Here is a 15,914-nt window from a genome sequence, read left to right on the forward strand (position 1 = left end):
AAGCGTTTTCTAGTGCTGGACGGGTCCGCGCGGGCGCAGGCCGTACATTCCGCCGTCGACGGCGAGGGTGGTTCCGGTTGTCGAGCCGGACTGGGGGCTGGCGAGGTAGACGATCGCGTTGGCCACCTCGTCGGCGCTGACGAGCCTGCCCATCGGCTGGCGCGCTTCGAGCGCCGCGCGTTCGGCAGCCGGGTCCGCGGCGGAGTCGAGCAGCCTGCCCACCCACGGGGTGTCCGCGGTGCCGGGGCACACGCAGTTGACCCTGATCCGATCGGGCAGGTGATCGGTGGCCATCGCCAGGGTCAGCGCGAGCACCGCGCCCTTGCTGGCGGAGTACAGCGCCCGGCTGGGCAGCCCCGCCCAGGCGGCGATCGAGCAGGTGTTGACGATCGCGGCCGAGGAGGACTCGCGCAGGTGCGGCAGCGCGGCCCTGCTCACCCGCGCCATGCCGACCACGTTGACGTCGAGCACGCGGTGCCATTCGCCGTCGTCGTTGGCCGCCACGTCGCCCTGCGCGCCGATGCCCGCGTTGTTCACCAGCACGTCGATCCCGCCGAGCGCGGCGGCCGCGGCGGCGACCGCGGCCCGCACCTCCCCGTCGTCGGAGACGTCGCAGCGGAAGCCGGTCAGCTCGTCCGGCAGGTCGTCCGCGCGCAGGTCGAGCACGGCCACCGCGGCGCCGCGCGTCCTTAGCCGCCGCGCCGCCGCCAGCCCGATCCCGGACGCGCCGCCGGTCACCACGGCCTTGAGGCCCTCGAAGTCGGTCACTGGCCCTCTCCCGTTCCCTCTGTCCACTCCGGACCGTCCGGGAACCGGAAGCGGCGGAGCGTCGCGTCGTGCATCCTGGCGGAGAATCCGGGTGCGGCGGGCGCGAGGTAGTGCCCGTCGCGCACCACGGCCGGATCGGTGAAGTGCTCGTGCAGGTGATCGACCCATTCGATCGCCCTGCCCTCGGCCGAGCCGGACACCGCGACGAAGTCGAACATGGCGAGGTGGCGCACCATCTCGCACAGCCCGACCCCGCCGGCGTGCGGGCACACCGGTACCCCGGACTTGGCCGCCAGCAACAGGATCGCCACGTTCTCGTTGACACCGCCGACGCGGCAGGCGTCGAGCTGCAGCACGGAGAGCCCGCCCGCCTGCAGCAACTGCTTGAACACCACCCGGTTCTGCACGTGTTCGCCGGTGGCCACCTTGATCGGCGCCAGCGCCTTCGCGATGGCCGCGTGCCCGAGCACGTCGTCCGGTGAGGTCGGTTCCTCGATCCAGTACGGGTCGTAGGGCGCCAGCTCCTTCATCCACGCCACCGCCGCGTCGACGTCCCAGCGCTGGTTCGCGTCGACCGCGATCCGGACGTCGGGGCCGACGGTCTCGCGCGCGATCCGCAGGCGCCGCACGTCGTCTTCGACGCGGCCGCCGACCTTGAGCTTGATCATGTCGAATCCGTCGGCGAGCGCCTGTTTCGCCAGCCGCACCAGCTTTTCGTCGGAGTAGCCGAGCCAGCCGGGAGACGTCGTGTAGGCGCGGTAGCCGCGGTCGAGCAGCTCGGCGGTCCGCGCCCCTCGGCCGGGTTCGGCGGCGCGGAGGATGTCGAGCGCGTCCTGTTCGGTCAGCGCGTCGGACAGGTAGCGGTAGTCGACGAGCCCGGCGATCTCCTCCGGCCGCATCTCCGCCATGAACCTCCACAGTGGACGATCCGCGCGGCGGGCCGCGAGGTCCCACACCGCGTTCACCACGGCGCCGACGGCCATGTGCGCCACGCCCTTTTCCGGGCCGAGCCAACGCAGTTGCGAATCGCCGACGAGCCGGGCGGACAGCCCCGCGAGCGCGGCCGCGTCCTCGGGCACCTCGCGCCCGATCACGTGCCCGCCGAGCGCCTCGATCGCGGCGGCCTGCACGTCGTTGCCGCGACCGATGGTGAACGTGAGGCCGTAGCCGTCGGGCCCGCCGTCGGTGTGCAGGACGACGTAAGCCGCCGAATAGTCCGGATCCGGGTTCATCGCGTCGGATCCGTCGAGCTCCCTCGACGTCGGGAACCGGACGTCGAGCACCTCCATCCCGGTGATGCGCGCCATCACGCCTGCCCGATGCGCTGGCGCTGCCTGCCGAGCCCGTCGATCTCCAGCTCCACGACGTCGCCCTCGACGAGGTACGGCTTCGGCTCCGGCTGCCCGAGCGCGACCCCGGCCGGGGTGCCGGTGTTGATCAGATCGCCTGGCCGCAGCACCATGAACTGGCTCAGGTAGTGCACGATCTCGGCGACTCCGAAGATCATGTCCGCGGTGGTCGAGTCCTGCTTCTTCGCCCCGTTCACCCACAGCCGGAGGCCGAGCGCCTGCGGGTCGGGCACCTCGGCCGCGGGCAGCAGGTGCGGGCCGATCGGGTTGAACGTCTCGCACGACTTGCCCTTGTCCCACTGACCGCCGCGGTGGAACTGGAAGTCGCGTTCGGACACGTCGTGCGACAGCACGTACCCCGCGACGTGCGCGAGCGCGTCCTCGACCCGGTCGAGGTACCGGGCGGTGCGGCCGATCACGACGCCGAGTTCGACTTCCCAGTCGGTGGCGGTCGAGCCGCGCGGGACGAGCACGGTGTCGTCCGGGCCGACGACGGCGTCGGGTGCCTTCATGAACACCACCGGCTCGGCCGGGATCGCGGCACCGGTTTCCTCGGCGTGCCCGCGGTAGTTCAGGCCGATGCAGACGACCTTGCCCGGCCGCGCGATCGGTGCGCCGACGCGAAGGCCCGCCACGTCCGCCACCGGCAGTGCGCCGTCCGCGACACGTGCCGCCCAGTCCGAGGCCAGGAACGCGCCGTCGATCTCGGCGGTCAGCGGGCTCAGGTCGCGAACCGCGCCGTCATCATCGCGAACGTAAGGGCGTTCGCTTCCCGGTTCACCGAGGCGCAGCAGCCGCACGGATGTTCCTCTCAGCGCAAGACGAGCAGACATCCGATGTATATCGCATCGTTGCGCCAGAATCCAGGGTGCGAGTTGCTGAAACTGAAAATGGACCCAGAATGATCCGATGGATCAGCCGGTCACGAGCTCCTTGGCGAACCAGTGCTCGGCGTACGGCTCACTGTTGAACGCCTCGACCTCGGCGTAGCCCAGTTTCGCGTACAGCGCACGAGCTTCCACCAGATCGTCGCGGGTGTCGAGGCGGATCAGCTTGATCCCGCGCAGCCGCGCGGCCTCCTCGGCGGCGGCGACCAGCAGCGGCGCGCCGCCGGTGCCGCGCGCGGACGGATCGACGAACACCCTCGTCAGCTCGGCGGTCTCCCCGTCCACGAACCGCAGCCCCGCGCAGCCCGCCGGACGGCCGTCGAGCGTGCCGACGAAGAACAGCCCGGCGGGCTCGGTGATGTCGTCGTCGGGGAACTCGGCCACCACCTCGTCGACTTCTGCCGCACTGAGCGGGCGGTTCCAGTACCGGCTCGCCACTTCGTCGTAGTAACGGCGCAGCAGTGCCGCCGAATCGGCAGCGCCTGCCGGCCGCCCGCTGATTACCCAAGTGCTCCTCACGCGGCCATCATCACCGCGCCGTAAAGCGATTTTCGCCCGTCAGCCCGCCGCGCCGACCAACCGTGCGCCGACCAGCCGCGCGGCGACCTCGGCGCCGGCCTGGCACTCGCGGCGCACCCGGTCGCGCGACAGCCCGGTGCGCGCCGCGATCGCCGCCCAGGACAGCCCCGTCGCGCGATCGCAGGCGATGGCGACCGCCTGCACCTGGAACGCGAGGTCGACGAGTTCGGTCGCGGTCGGAGTGAACCCGTACGGGCCCTTCTCGACCGCCGCACTGCCGCGCACCCGTTCCGCGAGTTCGGACAAGGCCAGCCGGAAGTCCCGGACATCGGCCTCGGAACGGACGACGTCGCACCGCTGGCGCTCCCGGTGCGCGGCCTGGCGGCACGCCGACGAACAGTACTTCGCGGGACGTCCCACCCGGCCACTGCGAACACGGCCGAGCGGGCTCCCGCAGCGGGCGCAGCAGCCGCTGCCATCGGTGCGCACGGTGTCCATCCGGTCCTCCCCCGAGTCGCGTCAAACGATACACCTGAGGACAAGATGTCACATTCAGGCCGGGGGTGGGACCGGGTTCGCCCGAACGGCGGTCAGCTGAGCAGGCGCTTCGAGACGAGCCCGACCAGCCGCTGGTACCGCGCGCCCAGCACCTTCGGCAACAGGTCGATGAGGTAGGCGTCCGGGCCGATCAGGATCTTCGGGCTCTTCCGCTGGACGCCGCGCAGGATCGTGCGCGCCGCCTCCTCCGGCGTGGTCCTGGCGACCTTGTCGAACATGCCCGCCATCCGGTCCCGGTCCTTGCCGCCGGCGGCCTGCGCGTCCCGCGCGATGTTCGTCTTGATGCCGCCGGGGTGCACGCAGCTGACGCCGACCCGCCTGTCCCCGAGCAGTTCTTGGCGCAGCGCCTCGGTGAACCCGCGCACGGCGAACTTCGTGGCGTTGTACGCGCTCTGCGTCGGCACCCCGATCAGCCCGAACACGCTGGAGATGTTGACCAGGTGGCCGTCGCCGGATTCCTTCAGGTGCGGCAGGAACGCCTTCGAGCCGTTCACCACGCCCCAGAAGTTGATGCCGACGATCCAGTCGAACTGCTCCCAGGTCAGCTCCTCGACCGTGCCCACCACCGCGACACCCGCGTTGTTGACCACGAGGTTCACCCGGCCGAAGTCCGCGCGGACCTGCTCGGCGTGCGCCGTCACGGCGGCGCGGTCGGCCACGTCGAGCTGATAGTGCCGTGCGGTGGCGCCGATTTTTTCGCACTGCGCGGCGGTTTCCGCCACCCTGACTTCGTCCACATCGGACAGTGCGAGCTCGCTCCCCCGCGCGGCGAGGTTCAGCGCGAGCGCCCTGCCGATCCCCGAACCCGCCCCGGTGATGACGGCGACCTTGCCACCGAACTCCTTCATCGACGCGCCTCCCGTGCTCTTGGATACCGTCGGTATCTGTTACCGACGGTACAACTATCGTGTGCCGCACCAGGGGTGTCAACCGCGGCCGGTTTCGGGGTACCCGCGGTCTTCGTAACAGTGTTCAACCGTGATGGGACGCCTGGACCGGAGGGCTTAAGGTGGCCGTCATGGCACGACTCACTCGCGCGGAGAGCCAGGCTCGCACCCGCGAACAGCTCGTCTCGACGGCCAAGCGGCAGTTCCTGCGCGCGGGCTACGCGGCGACCTCGCTGGAGAAGGTCGCCGAGGAGGCCGGCTACTCCAAAGGGGCGGTCTACTCGAACTTCCGCAACAAGAACGAACTGTGCCTCGCCGTGCTCGACGACATCCACGAGCAGCAGACCACGATGCTGACCGAGGCCATCACCGGCGCGGCCGATCTGGAGAGCATGCTCACCGCGTTCCAGGCCTGGTCCGAGCGGAGCATCGGCGACGAGGCGTGGACCGCGCTCGAAGTCGAGTTCGCGACCAACGCGCGCCACGACGCGGAGGTCCGCCACCAGCTCGCGCTGCGCAGCAAGGCCATCCGGGACACCATCGCCGGGATACTGACCGCGCACGCGGGGCACCTCGGGCTGACGCTCCCGATGTCCGCGGAGGACACCGCGACCGCGCTGCTGAGCCTCGGCATCGGCCTCGGCGTGCAGCGGGCCGTCGATCCCGGGGTTTCCGCCGTCGTGCTCACGGATGTGATCAGGCTCTTCGCGGGTCGATGACCTGCCGCATACGTGAACATTGTCGGCACTCTTGAACAAGAGTGTCACGGGTGGTTATCGTGTCGCTACGCCGCCAGGTTCGCCTTTCCGAAAGGACGACCCTGCATGACCACCCCCAGGAACTCCCGCCCGATCCGCCGCGCGGTCGGGGCCGCCTCGATCCTCGCCGTGACGGTCGCGGTGCCCGCGCTGTCGGCACCGGCCTTCGCCGCGGCCCCCTCTTCGGTTGTTTCGCTTTCGGCGATTTCGCTGAAGGGCGACGGTGACCTCGCGTCACCGGAGAAGAAGGAAATCGCGATGAAACTGGTTTCCAGCGCGGAAAACTCCTCGCTGGACTGGAAGGCCCAGTACCCCTACATCGAGGACATCGGCGACGGCCGCGGCTACACCGCGGGCATCGTCGGGTTCTGCTCCGGCACCGGCGACATGCTCGACCTCGTCGAGGCCTACACCAGGTCCACGCCGGGCAACCCGCTCGCGAAGTTCCTTCCCGCGCTGCGCAAGGTGAACGGCACCGACTCGCACGACGGCCTCGGCAGCGCGTTCGAATCCGCGTGGAAGCAGGCCGCTAAGACCTCGGCGTTCCAGCAGGCCCAGAACAGCGAACGCGACCGCGTCTACTTCACTCCCTCGGTCAGCCAAGGGAAAACCGACGGCCTCGGCGCGCTCGGCCAGTTCGCCTACTACGACGCGATCGTGATGCACGGCCCCGGTGACAGCGACGACAGCTTCGGCGGGATCCGCAAGACCGCGATGAAGAAGGCGAAGCCGCCGTCACAGGGCGGCAACGAGACGACCTACCTCAAGGCGTTCCTCGACGCCCGCAAGGTGATCATGAAGCAGGAGGAAGCGCACGCCGACACCTCCCGCGTCGACACCGAGCAGCTGGTCTTCCTCAACGCGGGCAACCTCGACCTGCACACCCCGCTGAAGTGGAAGGTCTACGGCGACCCCTACGAGATCAACTAGCGGCGGGACCGGGATGCCCCGAAGATCACCTACGGGGCATCCCGGTTCGCGGCGGCAGGGAGTGCAGTTCCAGGTCCGCGATGGCGCCGTTTTCGACCCGGGCGGTCTGGTAGGTGCAGAAGGGCTGTCGCCGCCGGTCCGTCGGCGAGCCGGGGTTGAGCAGCCGCAGCCCGGTGGAAGCCGTGCTGTCCCAAGGGATGTGACTGTGCCCGAACACCAGTACGTCGGTGTCCGGGTAGTCGCGGGCGCACCGCTGCTCGCGGCCCTTCGCGGCACCGGTTTCGTGCACCACGGCGAACCGCACGCCGCCGAGATCCGCGCGCGCCACCTCGGGCAGGCGCGCCCTCAGCTCGGCTCCGTCGTTGTTGCCGTACACGCCGATCACCCGCGCCGCACGGGTTTCCAGCTCGTCGAGCAGGTCGACGCTCACCCAGTCCCCCGCGTGCAGCACGACGTCCGCCTCGTCGACACGTCGCCACACTTCGTCCGGCAGCGCGCGGGCGCGCTTCGGCAGGTGCGTGTCCGCGATGATCAGCAACCGCACGTCAGTCCCCGATCACGCCGAGGATCCGCTCGAGGAAGTCGCCGATATGCGCGCGGACCAGCTCGGCCGCGCCGTCGGCGTCCCCCTTCTTCGCCGCCGCGAGTATCGCCTTGTGCTCGTTCCACTCCTTGCGCCAGCCGGGATTCGCTTCCCAGCCGGCGACGCTGATCAGCGCGGCGCGGTCCTTCAGGTCGTCCAGGATGTCGATCAGCAGCGGGTTGCCGCAGCCGAGGTAGAGCGCGCGGTGGAAGCGCCGGTTGGCGAGGCTCAGCTCGGCGTTGTCGCGCGCGGTGATCGCCGCGGACGCCTCCTTCAGCGCGGCCGCCGCCTCGTCGAGCGACGACGACTTGCCCTGCGACGCGGCCGCGGTGCCGACGGACCGGCGCACGGCTTCGGGTTCGAGCACGAGCCGGACGTCGTAGACGGCCGTGGCGAGTTCGGCGTCCACCACCCGGACCGACGCGCCCTTGTACGGGCTGAACGTGACCAGCCCCGAGTTGGACAGCACCTTCAGCGCTTCGCGGACCGGCGTCTTCGACACCCCGAGGCGTTGTGCCAGCTCGGCTTCCACCAGCGGCTGCCCCGGTCGCAGCTCCCCGGTGAGGATGCCGCGCCGGATCTCCTCCAGCACCACCTCGGTGCGGGAAGCTGGCAGGCTGAACGTCGGCGGCATCGGCGTCTCCGGATCGCGGTACTGGTGCGGTGGCCACGAATCTACCCGCCTGCTCCACGATACGTAGCATGACTTGCATCGTATATGAGATGTCATACCCGACTTTGCGGCGAAGCCGGGGGAACTCCGCGGCCACCGGCGGCGAGCCGCGCGACTTCGGCCACCGCTCGCGGAGCCGTCAGCCCGGCCGGGTGGATCCGGGCGGACACCAACCCCGGACCCGACCCGTGATGAAGGCGCCCGTAACCTTTGAGCTGAATGTCGGAAAACGCGGAGGGTCGAATCTTGCCGCAGGAGCCCGCCTGGCCGGAGTCGCACGGCGAACAGACCGACGTACTCCCGGTCGTCCGGCCGTACCAGCACAGCTCGCCTGACCAGGCGACCACCGATCTGGCGCTGCCCGATCGCGAGGAACCCGGCCCGCCACGACGGCGGGGCAAGCGGGCCGCGATCATCGGCGGCGCCGCCTTCGGCGTGCTCGCGGTGCTGTACGGGATCGACCTGATCGCCACCAAGGACAGCGTGCCGCGCGGGGTCACGGTCGCGGGCGTCGACGTCGGCGGGCTGGACCGGTCGTTCGCGGAGACGCGGCTGCGCACCCAGATCGAACCGCGGCTCACCCAGGCCGTGCACCTGCGCGCCGGCGACGCCGAGACGACGCTGAACCCGAACCAGGCGGGGCTGAAGCTCGACTGGGGCCAGACCCTCGACCAGGCGGGCAGCCAGCCGCTCAACCCGTTCACCAGGATCGCGTCGTTCTTCTCCACCCGCGAGGTCGGTGTCGTCACCAGCGGTGACCAGGCGAAACTGGGCACCGCGATGGACAAGGTCGGCGAGGACGTGGACCGCGCGCCGGTCGAGGGCACCGTCAAGTTCGACGGCACCAAGCCGGTCGCGGTCGACCCCAAGCAGGGCCAGAAGCTCGACCGCGCCGCGGCGACGACCAAGGTGCTCGCCGACTGGGCCACCGGCAGGCCGCTCGAACTCTCGGTGGCGCTGACCCCGGTGCGCACGTCGCCGGAGGCGGTGCGCGCCGCGCTCGACGGGATCGCGAAGCCCGCGATGGCCGGGCCGGTGCTCGTCAAGGGCGAGGGCAAGGACGCGACCGTGGGGCCCGAAACCATCGCGACCGCGCTGACCTTCGAGCCTGCCGACGGTGGCGTGCTGGCGCCGAAGCTCGACCCGGCGAAGATCGTCGCCGCGGCGGGCCCGCAGCTGAAGTCCACCGAAAAAGAGGGCAAGGACGCCGAGATCGTGTTCACCGGCGGCAAGCCCGGCGTGGAACCGTCGGAGGACGGCAAGGCGATCAACTGGGACCCGACGCTGGCGCCGATGCTCGACGTGCTCAAACGAGCCGACGCGCGCGAGGTCAAGGCCGTCTACGAGACGAAGCCGGCGAAGGTGACCACGGACCAGGCGAACCAGCTCGGCGTCAAGGAGGTCATCGGCGAGTTCACCACCGGCGGGTTCGCCGCGGACTCCGGCACCAACATCCGCGTGGTCGCGAACAAGGTCGACGGTGCGATCGTCAAACCGGGCGAAACGTTCAGCCTCAACGGGTTCACCGGGCCGCGCGGCACGCCGCAGGGCTATGTCGAGGCAGGGGTGATCGAGAACGGCGCGCCGGCGCGCGAGGTCGGCGGCGGCATCTCCCAGTTCGCGACGACGCTGTACAACGCCTCGTACTTCTCCGGCATGAAGGACGCCGGGCACAAGGAGCACAGCTACTACATCAGCCGCTACCCCGCGGCCCGCGAGGCGACCGTCTTCCAGAGCCCCGGTGGCGCGAGCGTGATCGACCTGAAGTTCACCAACGACTCGGACACCGGTGTCGCGATCCAGACGGTGTGGTCGCCGTCGTCGATCACGGTGAAGCTGTGGGGCACCAAGCGCTACACGGTGGAATCGGTGCCGGGTTCCCGGTCGAACCCGTCCGACCCGCCGACGAAGCCGGGGCCTGCCGAGAACTGTCACGCGAGCAACGGCGCGCCGGGGTTCACCACCTCGGACACCAGGGTGCTGCGGGACGTCGCCAGCGGCAGGGAGGTCCGACGGGACACGCGGACCGTGCACTACAACCCCCAGCCCAAGATCACCTGCGGGTGACCGGCGGGTGAGCACGGCGGCCACCCCAGACCCGCCGTTCCCACCCGCCGTCACGCCCGGCGGGTGTGCGCCGCGGTGTTGCCGGGACCCGGAACACCGATTCCCGTGTGGACGGCGCAGGACCGTCCACCGTGGACATCCACAGGACATCATCCGGTCATGACAATCCGATGTCGCCGCCCGAGCCGGGCAGACAGCGAACTCCGGAGACAGCAAGGTGCCCCCGGCGCTCGCAGTAGGGGAGGAGAGCGCCGGGGGCGTATGCCGGCTGAGGGGGAGTGCCGACTTGCGAGACGGTACTAGCGCGGGCTGTCAGACCTCTGTCACGTCGGTCCGGACCGGACCGGCGCTCCGGGTGAGCACGTCGAGCCGCGCTTCGACACCGTCGAGGCAGCGCTCCACGGTGTAGTCGTACATCTCCGAGAGGTAGTCGCGACCGGACTCCAGGATGTCGTGGACCGCCTGCCCCATCGCGGCGAGCCCCGCCAGCTCGGTGTTGCCGCGCTCGGCCTGCCAGTCCCGGCCGTAGCGCTGGCGCGTCCGCTCGTCGCCCATCCGGTCGTCCTCGACCGCCACGAGCTGGAACGCGGTGCCGATGAGCAGGCCGTAGACCATCATGCTGTCCTTGCCGAACCCGGCGTCGAGCAGCAGCCGCATCCCCCGGTCCACGGTCCGGCCCGCGACCGCCGTGGTCGGGCCGAACAGCGACAGCCTGCGCGCCACGCCGGGGTACTGCCGCAGCACCTCGCGCAGCCCCGGGAGCAGCGACTCCCACCACCGCCGCCACGTGAGGTCACCGGACGGGAGCGGGAACATCGCGGTCACCCTGTCCACGACGGCGCGCGCGACGGTCTCGCGGTCGCCGACGTGGTGGTAGATCACCGCGGGGTAGGCGTCCACGGCCGCGGCGAGCTGGCGCAGCGTCCAGCTCTCCAGCCCGTTGTCCGCGGTGAGCCGCAGCGCCGCGTCGATGACGCGGTCCGGTGTCACCGCGGGAAGACCGGCCGCGCTCCGCGATCGTGGCCGGGAAGGACCCGGCGCCGTGCTAGGCATGCTGGGCACAGTAGTTGCTCGTGCCGTCCCGGCGCCAAGCTTCGGGTTTACCGTCGCTTGACCAAGGCGAGGTCAACGCGGTGTCAAGAAAGCGCCCCGGCCCGTACGGAAACCGTCGCGGCACCTGGACCGGCGGCGCTCCCCCGCGTGCACTGGGCGCATGCGAAGCGGCTTCGGGTTCCCGGTCGGGTTCGTCGCCACCACGGCGGTGACCGCGGCGGCGATCGCCGCCGGCGCGACCGGCCATCCGCTGCTCGCGCTGGTGCCGCTGACCGCGGTCGTCATCGTGGTCGCCGCGCTGGCCACGGCGCGCGCCGCGCTCGGCACCGCGGCGTTCGCCTGGGCGGCCCACTCGGGGTTCGTCCTCGGCCGCGCGGGCGAGCTGGTGTTCGGCCCCCCTGCGCTGATCGCCGCGGCCGTGCTGGTCGCGGCGGCCGCCCTCGCCGCCGCGGCCGCCACGGCGGCGCGCCGCGGCCGGGCGGGGCACGTCGTCTTCCCGGAGGTGACGGAAGACGAGCGGGACCTCGCGGCGCTTCGTGCGCGGTTCGTCTGATCGGGTGCGGTAATTGACTCGCCAAGCAACCGCTCACCTGGGAGGCTGGCTGGCGAGACACGTCGTCACAGGGAGGCGGATATGGCCGATTCGACATCGTCACCGGAGGGTGCCGAGCAGGACGACGTCAAGCAGAGGTTCCGTGAGGCACTCGAGCGCAAGCAGGCCAAGAACAAGACCCGCGAAGCGCACGAGGACCACGGTTCGAAGGTGCACAACGCGCACGGCCCCGCCGGGGGCAAGCGCGAGTTCCGCCGCAAGAGCGGCTGACGGCCGATGACGAAGGGGGCGGGCCCGCGGGCTCGCCCCCTTCGTCGTTTCAGGTCACGGGGTCATGATCGAGCGCAGCCGCGAGACCTCGGCCATCCGCCGCTCGGCGAGCCGGTCGGCCGCGGTGGCCGGGGGCACGCCGTCGGACTTCGCCAGCGCGAACACGGCCTTGGTGGTGTCGAAGATGGCGCTGGTCTTGCGGTGGGCGCGCGCGAAGTCGAACCCGTGCAGCTCGTCGCTGACCTGGATCACGCCGCCCGCGTTGACCAGGTAGTCGGGCGCGAACAGCACGCCGCGCTCGTCGAGCACCTTGTCGATGCCGGGGTGCGCGAGCTGGTTGTTCGCCGCGCCGCAGACGATCTTGGCGCGCAGCACGTCGACGGTGTCGTCGTTCAGCGCGCCCCCCAGCGCGCACGGCGCGAACACGTCGATGTCCGCGCGCACCAGCTCGTCGAGGGTGTCGACGACCTGGACACCGGGGTGGGCCGCCCTGGTCCGCTCGACCGCGGCCGCCGACACGTCGGTGAGCACGACCTGCGCGCCGGCCTCGACGAGGTGGCCGACGAGAATGTGCCCGACCTTGCCGACCCCGGCGACGCCGACCTTGCGGCCCGCGAGCTCGGGGGTGCCCCACAGGTGGTCGGCGGAGGCGCGCATGCCCTGGAAGACGCCGAAGGCGGTGAGCACGGACGAGTCGCCGGCGCCGCCGTCCTCCGGGGAGCGGCCGGTGACGAACCGGGACTCGCGGGCGACGACGTCCATGTCGGCGACGTAGGTGCCGACATCGCAGGCGGTGATGTAGCGGCCACCGAGCGACTGCACGAACCGGCCGTACGCCCGCAGCAGCGCCTCGGACTTCAGGGTCGCGGGGTCGCCGATGATGACGGCCTTGCCGCCGCCGAGGTCGAGCCCGGCGAGCGCGTTCTTGTAGGCCATGCCCTTCGAGAGGGCCAGCACGTCGTCGATCGCGTCGCTCTCCGACGCGTAGGGGTAGAAGCGCGTGCCGCCGAGCGCGGGGCCGAGTGCGGTGGAGTAGATGCCGATGACGGCCTTCAGGCCGGTGGCCTGGTCCTGGCAGAAGACGACCTGCTCATGGCCGGTCTCCCGGCCGAACACACCTTCGGTCACGGTGGTGACTCCTTTGTCTCCACCGGCCCACGGCTTGTGGCGCGAGCCGGTGCGGGCGATTTTCGGTTGACGAACCCTGGCGCGCGGCGAGGTTGTCACCGCGCACGGGTCACCGAGAATCTAGAGCCAACGCCCGATCGGGCGCTACAGCGCGTTCCCAACTCGCGGGAACTCACTGGCGAGCGACCTCCCCGAGACGTGCCATCGCTTCGTCGAGCTGCTCGTCGGAGAGGTAGGGCGCGGGGCCGAACCGCAGGTGCTCCCCGCGGCTGTCGGTGTGCACACCGCGTTCGGCGAGCGCGCGCTGCAACGCCCCGGCGTGCGGCGACCGCAGCGACAGGAAGCCGGCGAACTCCTCGCGCGGGGTGTCTCGGTCCCGTGTGACCAGGGCGTCCGGCAGGGTGAGCGCGTCGAACCGCTCGGCGAGCAAGCCGTTCTGGTGCAAGGAGATCCGGCGCAGCTCGGGCGCGGTCAGCCCCTGCCCGGCGAAGAACCGCAGCACACGTGACGCTCGGTAGTGGCTGGTGACGTCGTAGGTGGCGCCGGCGAACCGGTCGCCGCCCGCCGCGTAGGCCACCCTGTCCGGGCGCCGCTCGTCGGCGAGCGCGCCGAACTCCGCGTACCAGCCGGTGATCACCGGCCGCAGTGCGGCGGCGTGCGCGGGCAGCCGCAGGAAGCAGTTGCCCTCCCCGAGCTGCAGGTACTTGTACCCGCCGCCGAGCACCCACGCGCCTGCCAGGCCGAGTGCGTGGATCGGCGTCTCGACCACGCCGAGCGCGTGGTAGGCGTCCACGACCAGTTCCGTCCCGCCAGCACGGCAGGCGGCGGCGAGCAAGCCGAGATCCGGCACGATGCGCGCGGTTTCGAACAGCACGCGCGAGACGAACACGGCGCTCGTCCGGCCGTCGACCTCCGCCGCGAGCCGCGTGGCCAGCGTGTCTGCCGGGAACGCGGGCACCCGCACGAGTTCGACGCCTTCCTCGGCGAGCCTGGCGAGCTGGCGGCGCAGCGTGTGGAACTCGCCGTCGGTGGTCACGATCCTCGGCCGCGCGCGAAGGTCCACAGCGGACAGCAGGCGCAGCACCAGGTCGTGGGTGCTGGCGCCGAGCGCGATCTCGCCGCCGGGATCGTCCAGCAGGATCCGCACCGCGGCGCGCAGTTCGTCCGCCTTCGCGAACGCCGCGTCCCATTTTGTGTCCACAAAGGACGCCGCGTCGGCGAAGGCGTCGAGCAGGCCCTGTTCGGCGACGTCCGGCCACGCCTGGTGCGAGTGCCCGGTGAGCAGGAGCCGCTCGGCGACCCGGAACCGGGAGTAGTGCGCGGCGAGCGGGTTCACAGCTCGCTCCGTACGGCCCACAGATCGGGGAAGGCCGGGGCGAACAATGTGGTGCGCAGGTACGCCGCGCCGGGTGAGCCGCCGGTGCCGATCTTCGCGCCGATCGTCCGCTCGACCATCTTCACGTGCCGGTACCGCCATTCCTGCAGGCCCTCGTCGAGGTCGACGAGGTGCTCGGCGACGGTCGCCTCCCCGCCGTCGTCGGCGTAGACGTCGAGCAGGACCCGTTGCAGCGCGGGCGAAGGCTCGGTGGGCTTGCACACATCGCGGCCGATGTCGACGGGGTATCCGTGCGCGGCGAGGTACCGGGTGAACGAGTCGTACAGGGACGGGCGCTTCATCGCCGCTTCGATCCTGGCGCGGTACGGGCTTTCTTCGGGGTAGTGCTCGAACACCTTTTCGTCGCGGCGGCCGAGCACCGCTTCGAGCTCGCGGAACTGTCCTGACTGGAAGCCGCTGGAGGCGTCGAGGCGCGCCCGGAACCCGGTGAACTGGCGCGGTGTCATGGTTTCGAGCACGTCGATCTGCGCGACCACCACCTTGAACACGGTCAGGATCCGGCGCAGCGTCCGGGTCGCGAGCGCGGTGTCGCCCGCCTCCAGCCGTTCCTGGAGGTACGCGAGTTCGTGCAGGATCTGCTTGAACCACAGCTCGTAGACCTGGTGGATGACGATGAAGAGCATCTCGTCGTGCTCGTCGGATCGGGGCCGCTGCGCCTCGAGCACTTCGTCGAGGGCGAGGTAGGACGTGTAGGTGAGCGCGGCGTGCGGGGATGGGCTCATGGTCGGGTCACCTCGTCGAAATGACGCTGGGCGGGTTCGGCCAGCGTGGCGTACAGGTCGTCGAACAACGCGACCGCGCGCGAGCGGTGCGGCGGCGGTGGTACGAGCGCGGGCGGCAGCTCCGGGTCGAGCGAGGGGAACTGGCGGAACAGGTGCACCATGCGGGTCCGCACGCGGAACGCGGTTTCGTCGGTGGTCGCGGAGCTGTGCCTGCCGAACTCCGCGACGAAGGCCTCGTACCTGGCGGCGAGCGCGTCGAGATCCCATGCCCGGCCCGCGAACGCGCGCACGTCGAGCGATTCGGCAGGCCTGCCCAGCATCATGCCCGCGAACGCGGTCACGTCGAGTTCGGCGAGCAGGGCGGCGACCTCGTGCTCGCGGTCGTGCGGGGCGAGCCAGGTGCCGTCCTGCACCGAGCCGAACCCGAGGAAGCGCAGGCGCCGCACCAGCCGTTCGCGGGCGCTCCGGTGCGTTTCGGGGATGGTGTGCCACAGCACCGTCCACTCCCCCGCCGGCCGGTCGTGCCTGCCGAGCGAGAAGATCCGCCGGTCGCCGTCGGCCAGCAGGGAAACCGTGCGCGACGTCAGCGTGTAGTGCACGAGCCTGCCGTCCTTCACGCGCGCGAGCAGATCGCGGTTGACCAGCCTGGTCAGCGCGATCCGCGCGGCCCCTTCGGAAAAGCCCTGCCCGACGAGCAGGTCCACGAGCCCGCCCGACCACACTGCGCTGCCTTCGCGCGGCGACACGTACGCGCCGAGAAGCGTCATCACCAGTTCCTGCGGCGCGGGTTCTTCGAGCACGGGTCCAACTCTA

General features: G+C 70.8%; 18 protein-coding genes. 5 read left to right on the top strand and 13 right to left on the bottom strand.

Translation table 11 applies throughout. The features are described 5' to 3' along the window. Window positions 1–9: 9 nt before the first annotated feature. The 6 genes from ABD256_RS12860 to ABD256_RS12885 form a co-directional block, all read right to left on the bottom strand. Window positions 10–768, bottom strand: a complete 759-nt coding sequence (locus ABD256_RS12860; RefSeq protein ID WP_344417212.1) for an SDR family NAD(P)-dependent oxidoreductase — start codon at window positions 766–768, stop codon at window positions 10–12. Beyond that, window positions 765–2,075 carry an enolase C-terminal domain-like protein gene (locus ABD256_RS12865; RefSeq protein ID WP_344417215.1) on the bottom strand — a complete coding sequence of 437 codons (1,311 nt, stop codon included), beginning with the start codon at window positions 2,073–2,075 and terminating at the stop codon, window positions 765–767. Before ABD256_RS12865 ends, ABD256_RS12860 begins: the two co-directional genes overlap by 4 nt. Then, complete coding sequence (locus tag ABD256_RS12870) at window positions 2,075–2,917, bottom strand: fumarylacetoacetate hydrolase family protein (RefSeq protein WP_344417219.1); 843 nt, start codon at window positions 2,915–2,917, stop codon at window positions 2,075–2,077. The genes ABD256_RS12865 and ABD256_RS12870 overlap by 1 nt, the downstream gene beginning before the upstream one ends. A gap of 114 nt (window positions 2,918–3,031) precedes the next feature. Beyond that, window positions 3,032–3,523 carry a GNAT family N-acetyltransferase gene (locus ABD256_RS12875; protein ID WP_344417221.1) on the bottom strand — a complete coding sequence of 164 codons (492 nt, stop codon included), beginning with the start codon at window positions 3,521–3,523 and terminating at the stop codon, window positions 3,032–3,034. Between the two features lie 39 nt (window positions 3,524–3,562). After that, the gene (locus tag ABD256_RS12880; RefSeq protein ID WP_344417223.1) at window positions 3,563–4,021 is read right to left on the bottom strand and encodes a hypothetical protein; all 459 of its coding nucleotides are present in this window, start codon (window positions 4,019–4,021) and stop codon (window positions 3,563–3,565) included. Window positions 4,022–4,113: 92 nt separating this feature from the next. After that, window positions 4,114–4,929, bottom strand: a complete 816-nt coding sequence (locus tag ABD256_RS12885; protein WP_344417225.1) for an SDR family NAD(P)-dependent oxidoreductase — start codon at window positions 4,927–4,929, stop codon at window positions 4,114–4,116. A gap of 170 nt (window positions 4,930–5,099) precedes the next feature. On the opposite strand from ABD256_RS12885, the gene ABD256_RS12890 reads away from it, so the two are divergent. Both ABD256_RS12890 and ABD256_RS12895 read left to right on the top strand, forming a co-directional pair. Further along, complete coding sequence (locus tag ABD256_RS12890) at window positions 5,100–5,687, top strand: TetR/AcrR family transcriptional regulator (protein WP_344417227.1); 588 nt, start codon at window positions 5,100–5,102, stop codon at window positions 5,685–5,687. 105 nt (window positions 5,688–5,792) lie between these two features. Then, complete coding sequence (locus ABD256_RS12895; RefSeq protein ID WP_344417229.1) at window positions 5,793–6,656, top strand: chitosanase; 864 nt, start codon at window positions 5,793–5,795, stop codon at window positions 6,654–6,656. Window positions 6,657–6,681: 25 nt separating this feature from the next. Here the strand turns inward: ABD256_RS12895 and ABD256_RS12900 are convergent, their stop codons facing one another. Next, window positions 6,682–7,200 (bottom strand): metallophosphoesterase family protein, encoded by a 519-nt coding sequence (locus ABD256_RS12900; RefSeq protein ID WP_344417231.1) that lies wholly within the window; start codon window positions 7,198–7,200, stop codon window positions 6,682–6,684. Window position 7,201: 1 nt separating this feature from the next. Then, a complete protein-coding gene (locus tag ABD256_RS12905) occupies window positions 7,202–7,873 on the bottom strand; it encodes a GntR family transcriptional regulator (RefSeq protein WP_344417233.1) in 672 nt (223 codons plus the stop codon). 285 nt (window positions 7,874–8,158) lie between these two features. Here ABD256_RS12905 and ABD256_RS12910 point away from each other — a divergent pair, with 285 nt between their 5' ends. Continuing rightward, complete coding sequence (locus tag ABD256_RS12910; RefSeq protein WP_344417235.1) at window positions 8,159–9,979, top strand: VanW family protein; 1,821 nt, start codon at window positions 8,159–8,161, stop codon at window positions 9,977–9,979. Between the two features lie 312 nt (window positions 9,980–10,291). Here the strand turns inward: ABD256_RS12910 and ABD256_RS12915 are convergent, their stop codons facing one another. After that, on the bottom strand, window positions 10,292–11,032 hold the full coding sequence (locus ABD256_RS12915) for a TetR/AcrR family transcriptional regulator (RefSeq protein WP_344417237.1): 741 nt from the start codon (window positions 11,030–11,032) through the stop codon (window positions 10,292–10,294). Between the two features lie 160 nt (window positions 11,033–11,192). Here ABD256_RS12915 and ABD256_RS12920 point away from each other — a divergent pair, with 160 nt between their 5' ends. After that, window positions 11,193–11,585: a hypothetical protein gene (locus ABD256_RS12920; RefSeq protein WP_344417239.1), complete on the top strand. Its 393-nt coding sequence runs from the start codon at window positions 11,193–11,195 to the stop codon at window positions 11,583–11,585. Window positions 11,586–11,666: 81 nt separating this feature from the next. Further along, a complete protein-coding gene (locus tag ABD256_RS12925; protein ID WP_344417241.1) occupies window positions 11,667–11,855 on the top strand; it encodes a DUF5302 domain-containing protein in 189 nt (62 codons plus the stop codon). Window positions 11,856–11,909: 54 nt separating this feature from the next. Here the strand turns inward: ABD256_RS12925 and ABD256_RS12930 are convergent, their stop codons facing one another. The 4 genes from ABD256_RS12930 to ABD256_RS12945 form a co-directional block, all read right to left on the bottom strand. Further along, complete coding sequence (locus ABD256_RS12930; protein WP_344417243.1) at window positions 11,910–12,983, bottom strand: Glu/Leu/Phe/Val family dehydrogenase; 1,074 nt, start codon at window positions 12,981–12,983, stop codon at window positions 11,910–11,912. Window positions 12,984–13,155: 172 nt separating this feature from the next. After that, on the bottom strand, window positions 13,156–14,319 hold the full coding sequence (locus ABD256_RS12935; protein ID WP_344417245.1) for a kynureninase/PvdN C-terminal domain-containing protein: 1,164 nt from the start codon (window positions 14,317–14,319) through the stop codon (window positions 13,156–13,158). After that, the gene (locus ABD256_RS12940) at window positions 14,316–15,101 is read right to left on the bottom strand and encodes a tryptophan 2,3-dioxygenase (protein WP_344417247.1); all 786 of its coding nucleotides are present in this window, start codon (window positions 15,099–15,101) and stop codon (window positions 14,316–14,318) included. Before ABD256_RS12940 ends, ABD256_RS12935 begins: the two co-directional genes overlap by 4 nt. Continuing rightward, window positions 15,098–15,868, bottom strand: coding sequence for a PaaX family transcriptional regulator (locus ABD256_RS12945; RefSeq protein ID WP_344417653.1), 771 nt, complete (start codon window positions 15,866–15,868; stop codon window positions 15,098–15,100). The genes ABD256_RS12940 and ABD256_RS12945 overlap by 4 nt, the downstream gene beginning before the upstream one ends. Window positions 15,869–15,914: the final 46 nt, after the last annotated feature.

The organism is Amycolatopsis minnesotensis (assembly GCF_039529815.1).
GTDB lineage: Bacteria > Actinomycetota > Actinomycetes > Mycobacteriales > Pseudonocardiaceae > Amycolatopsis > Amycolatopsis minnesotensis.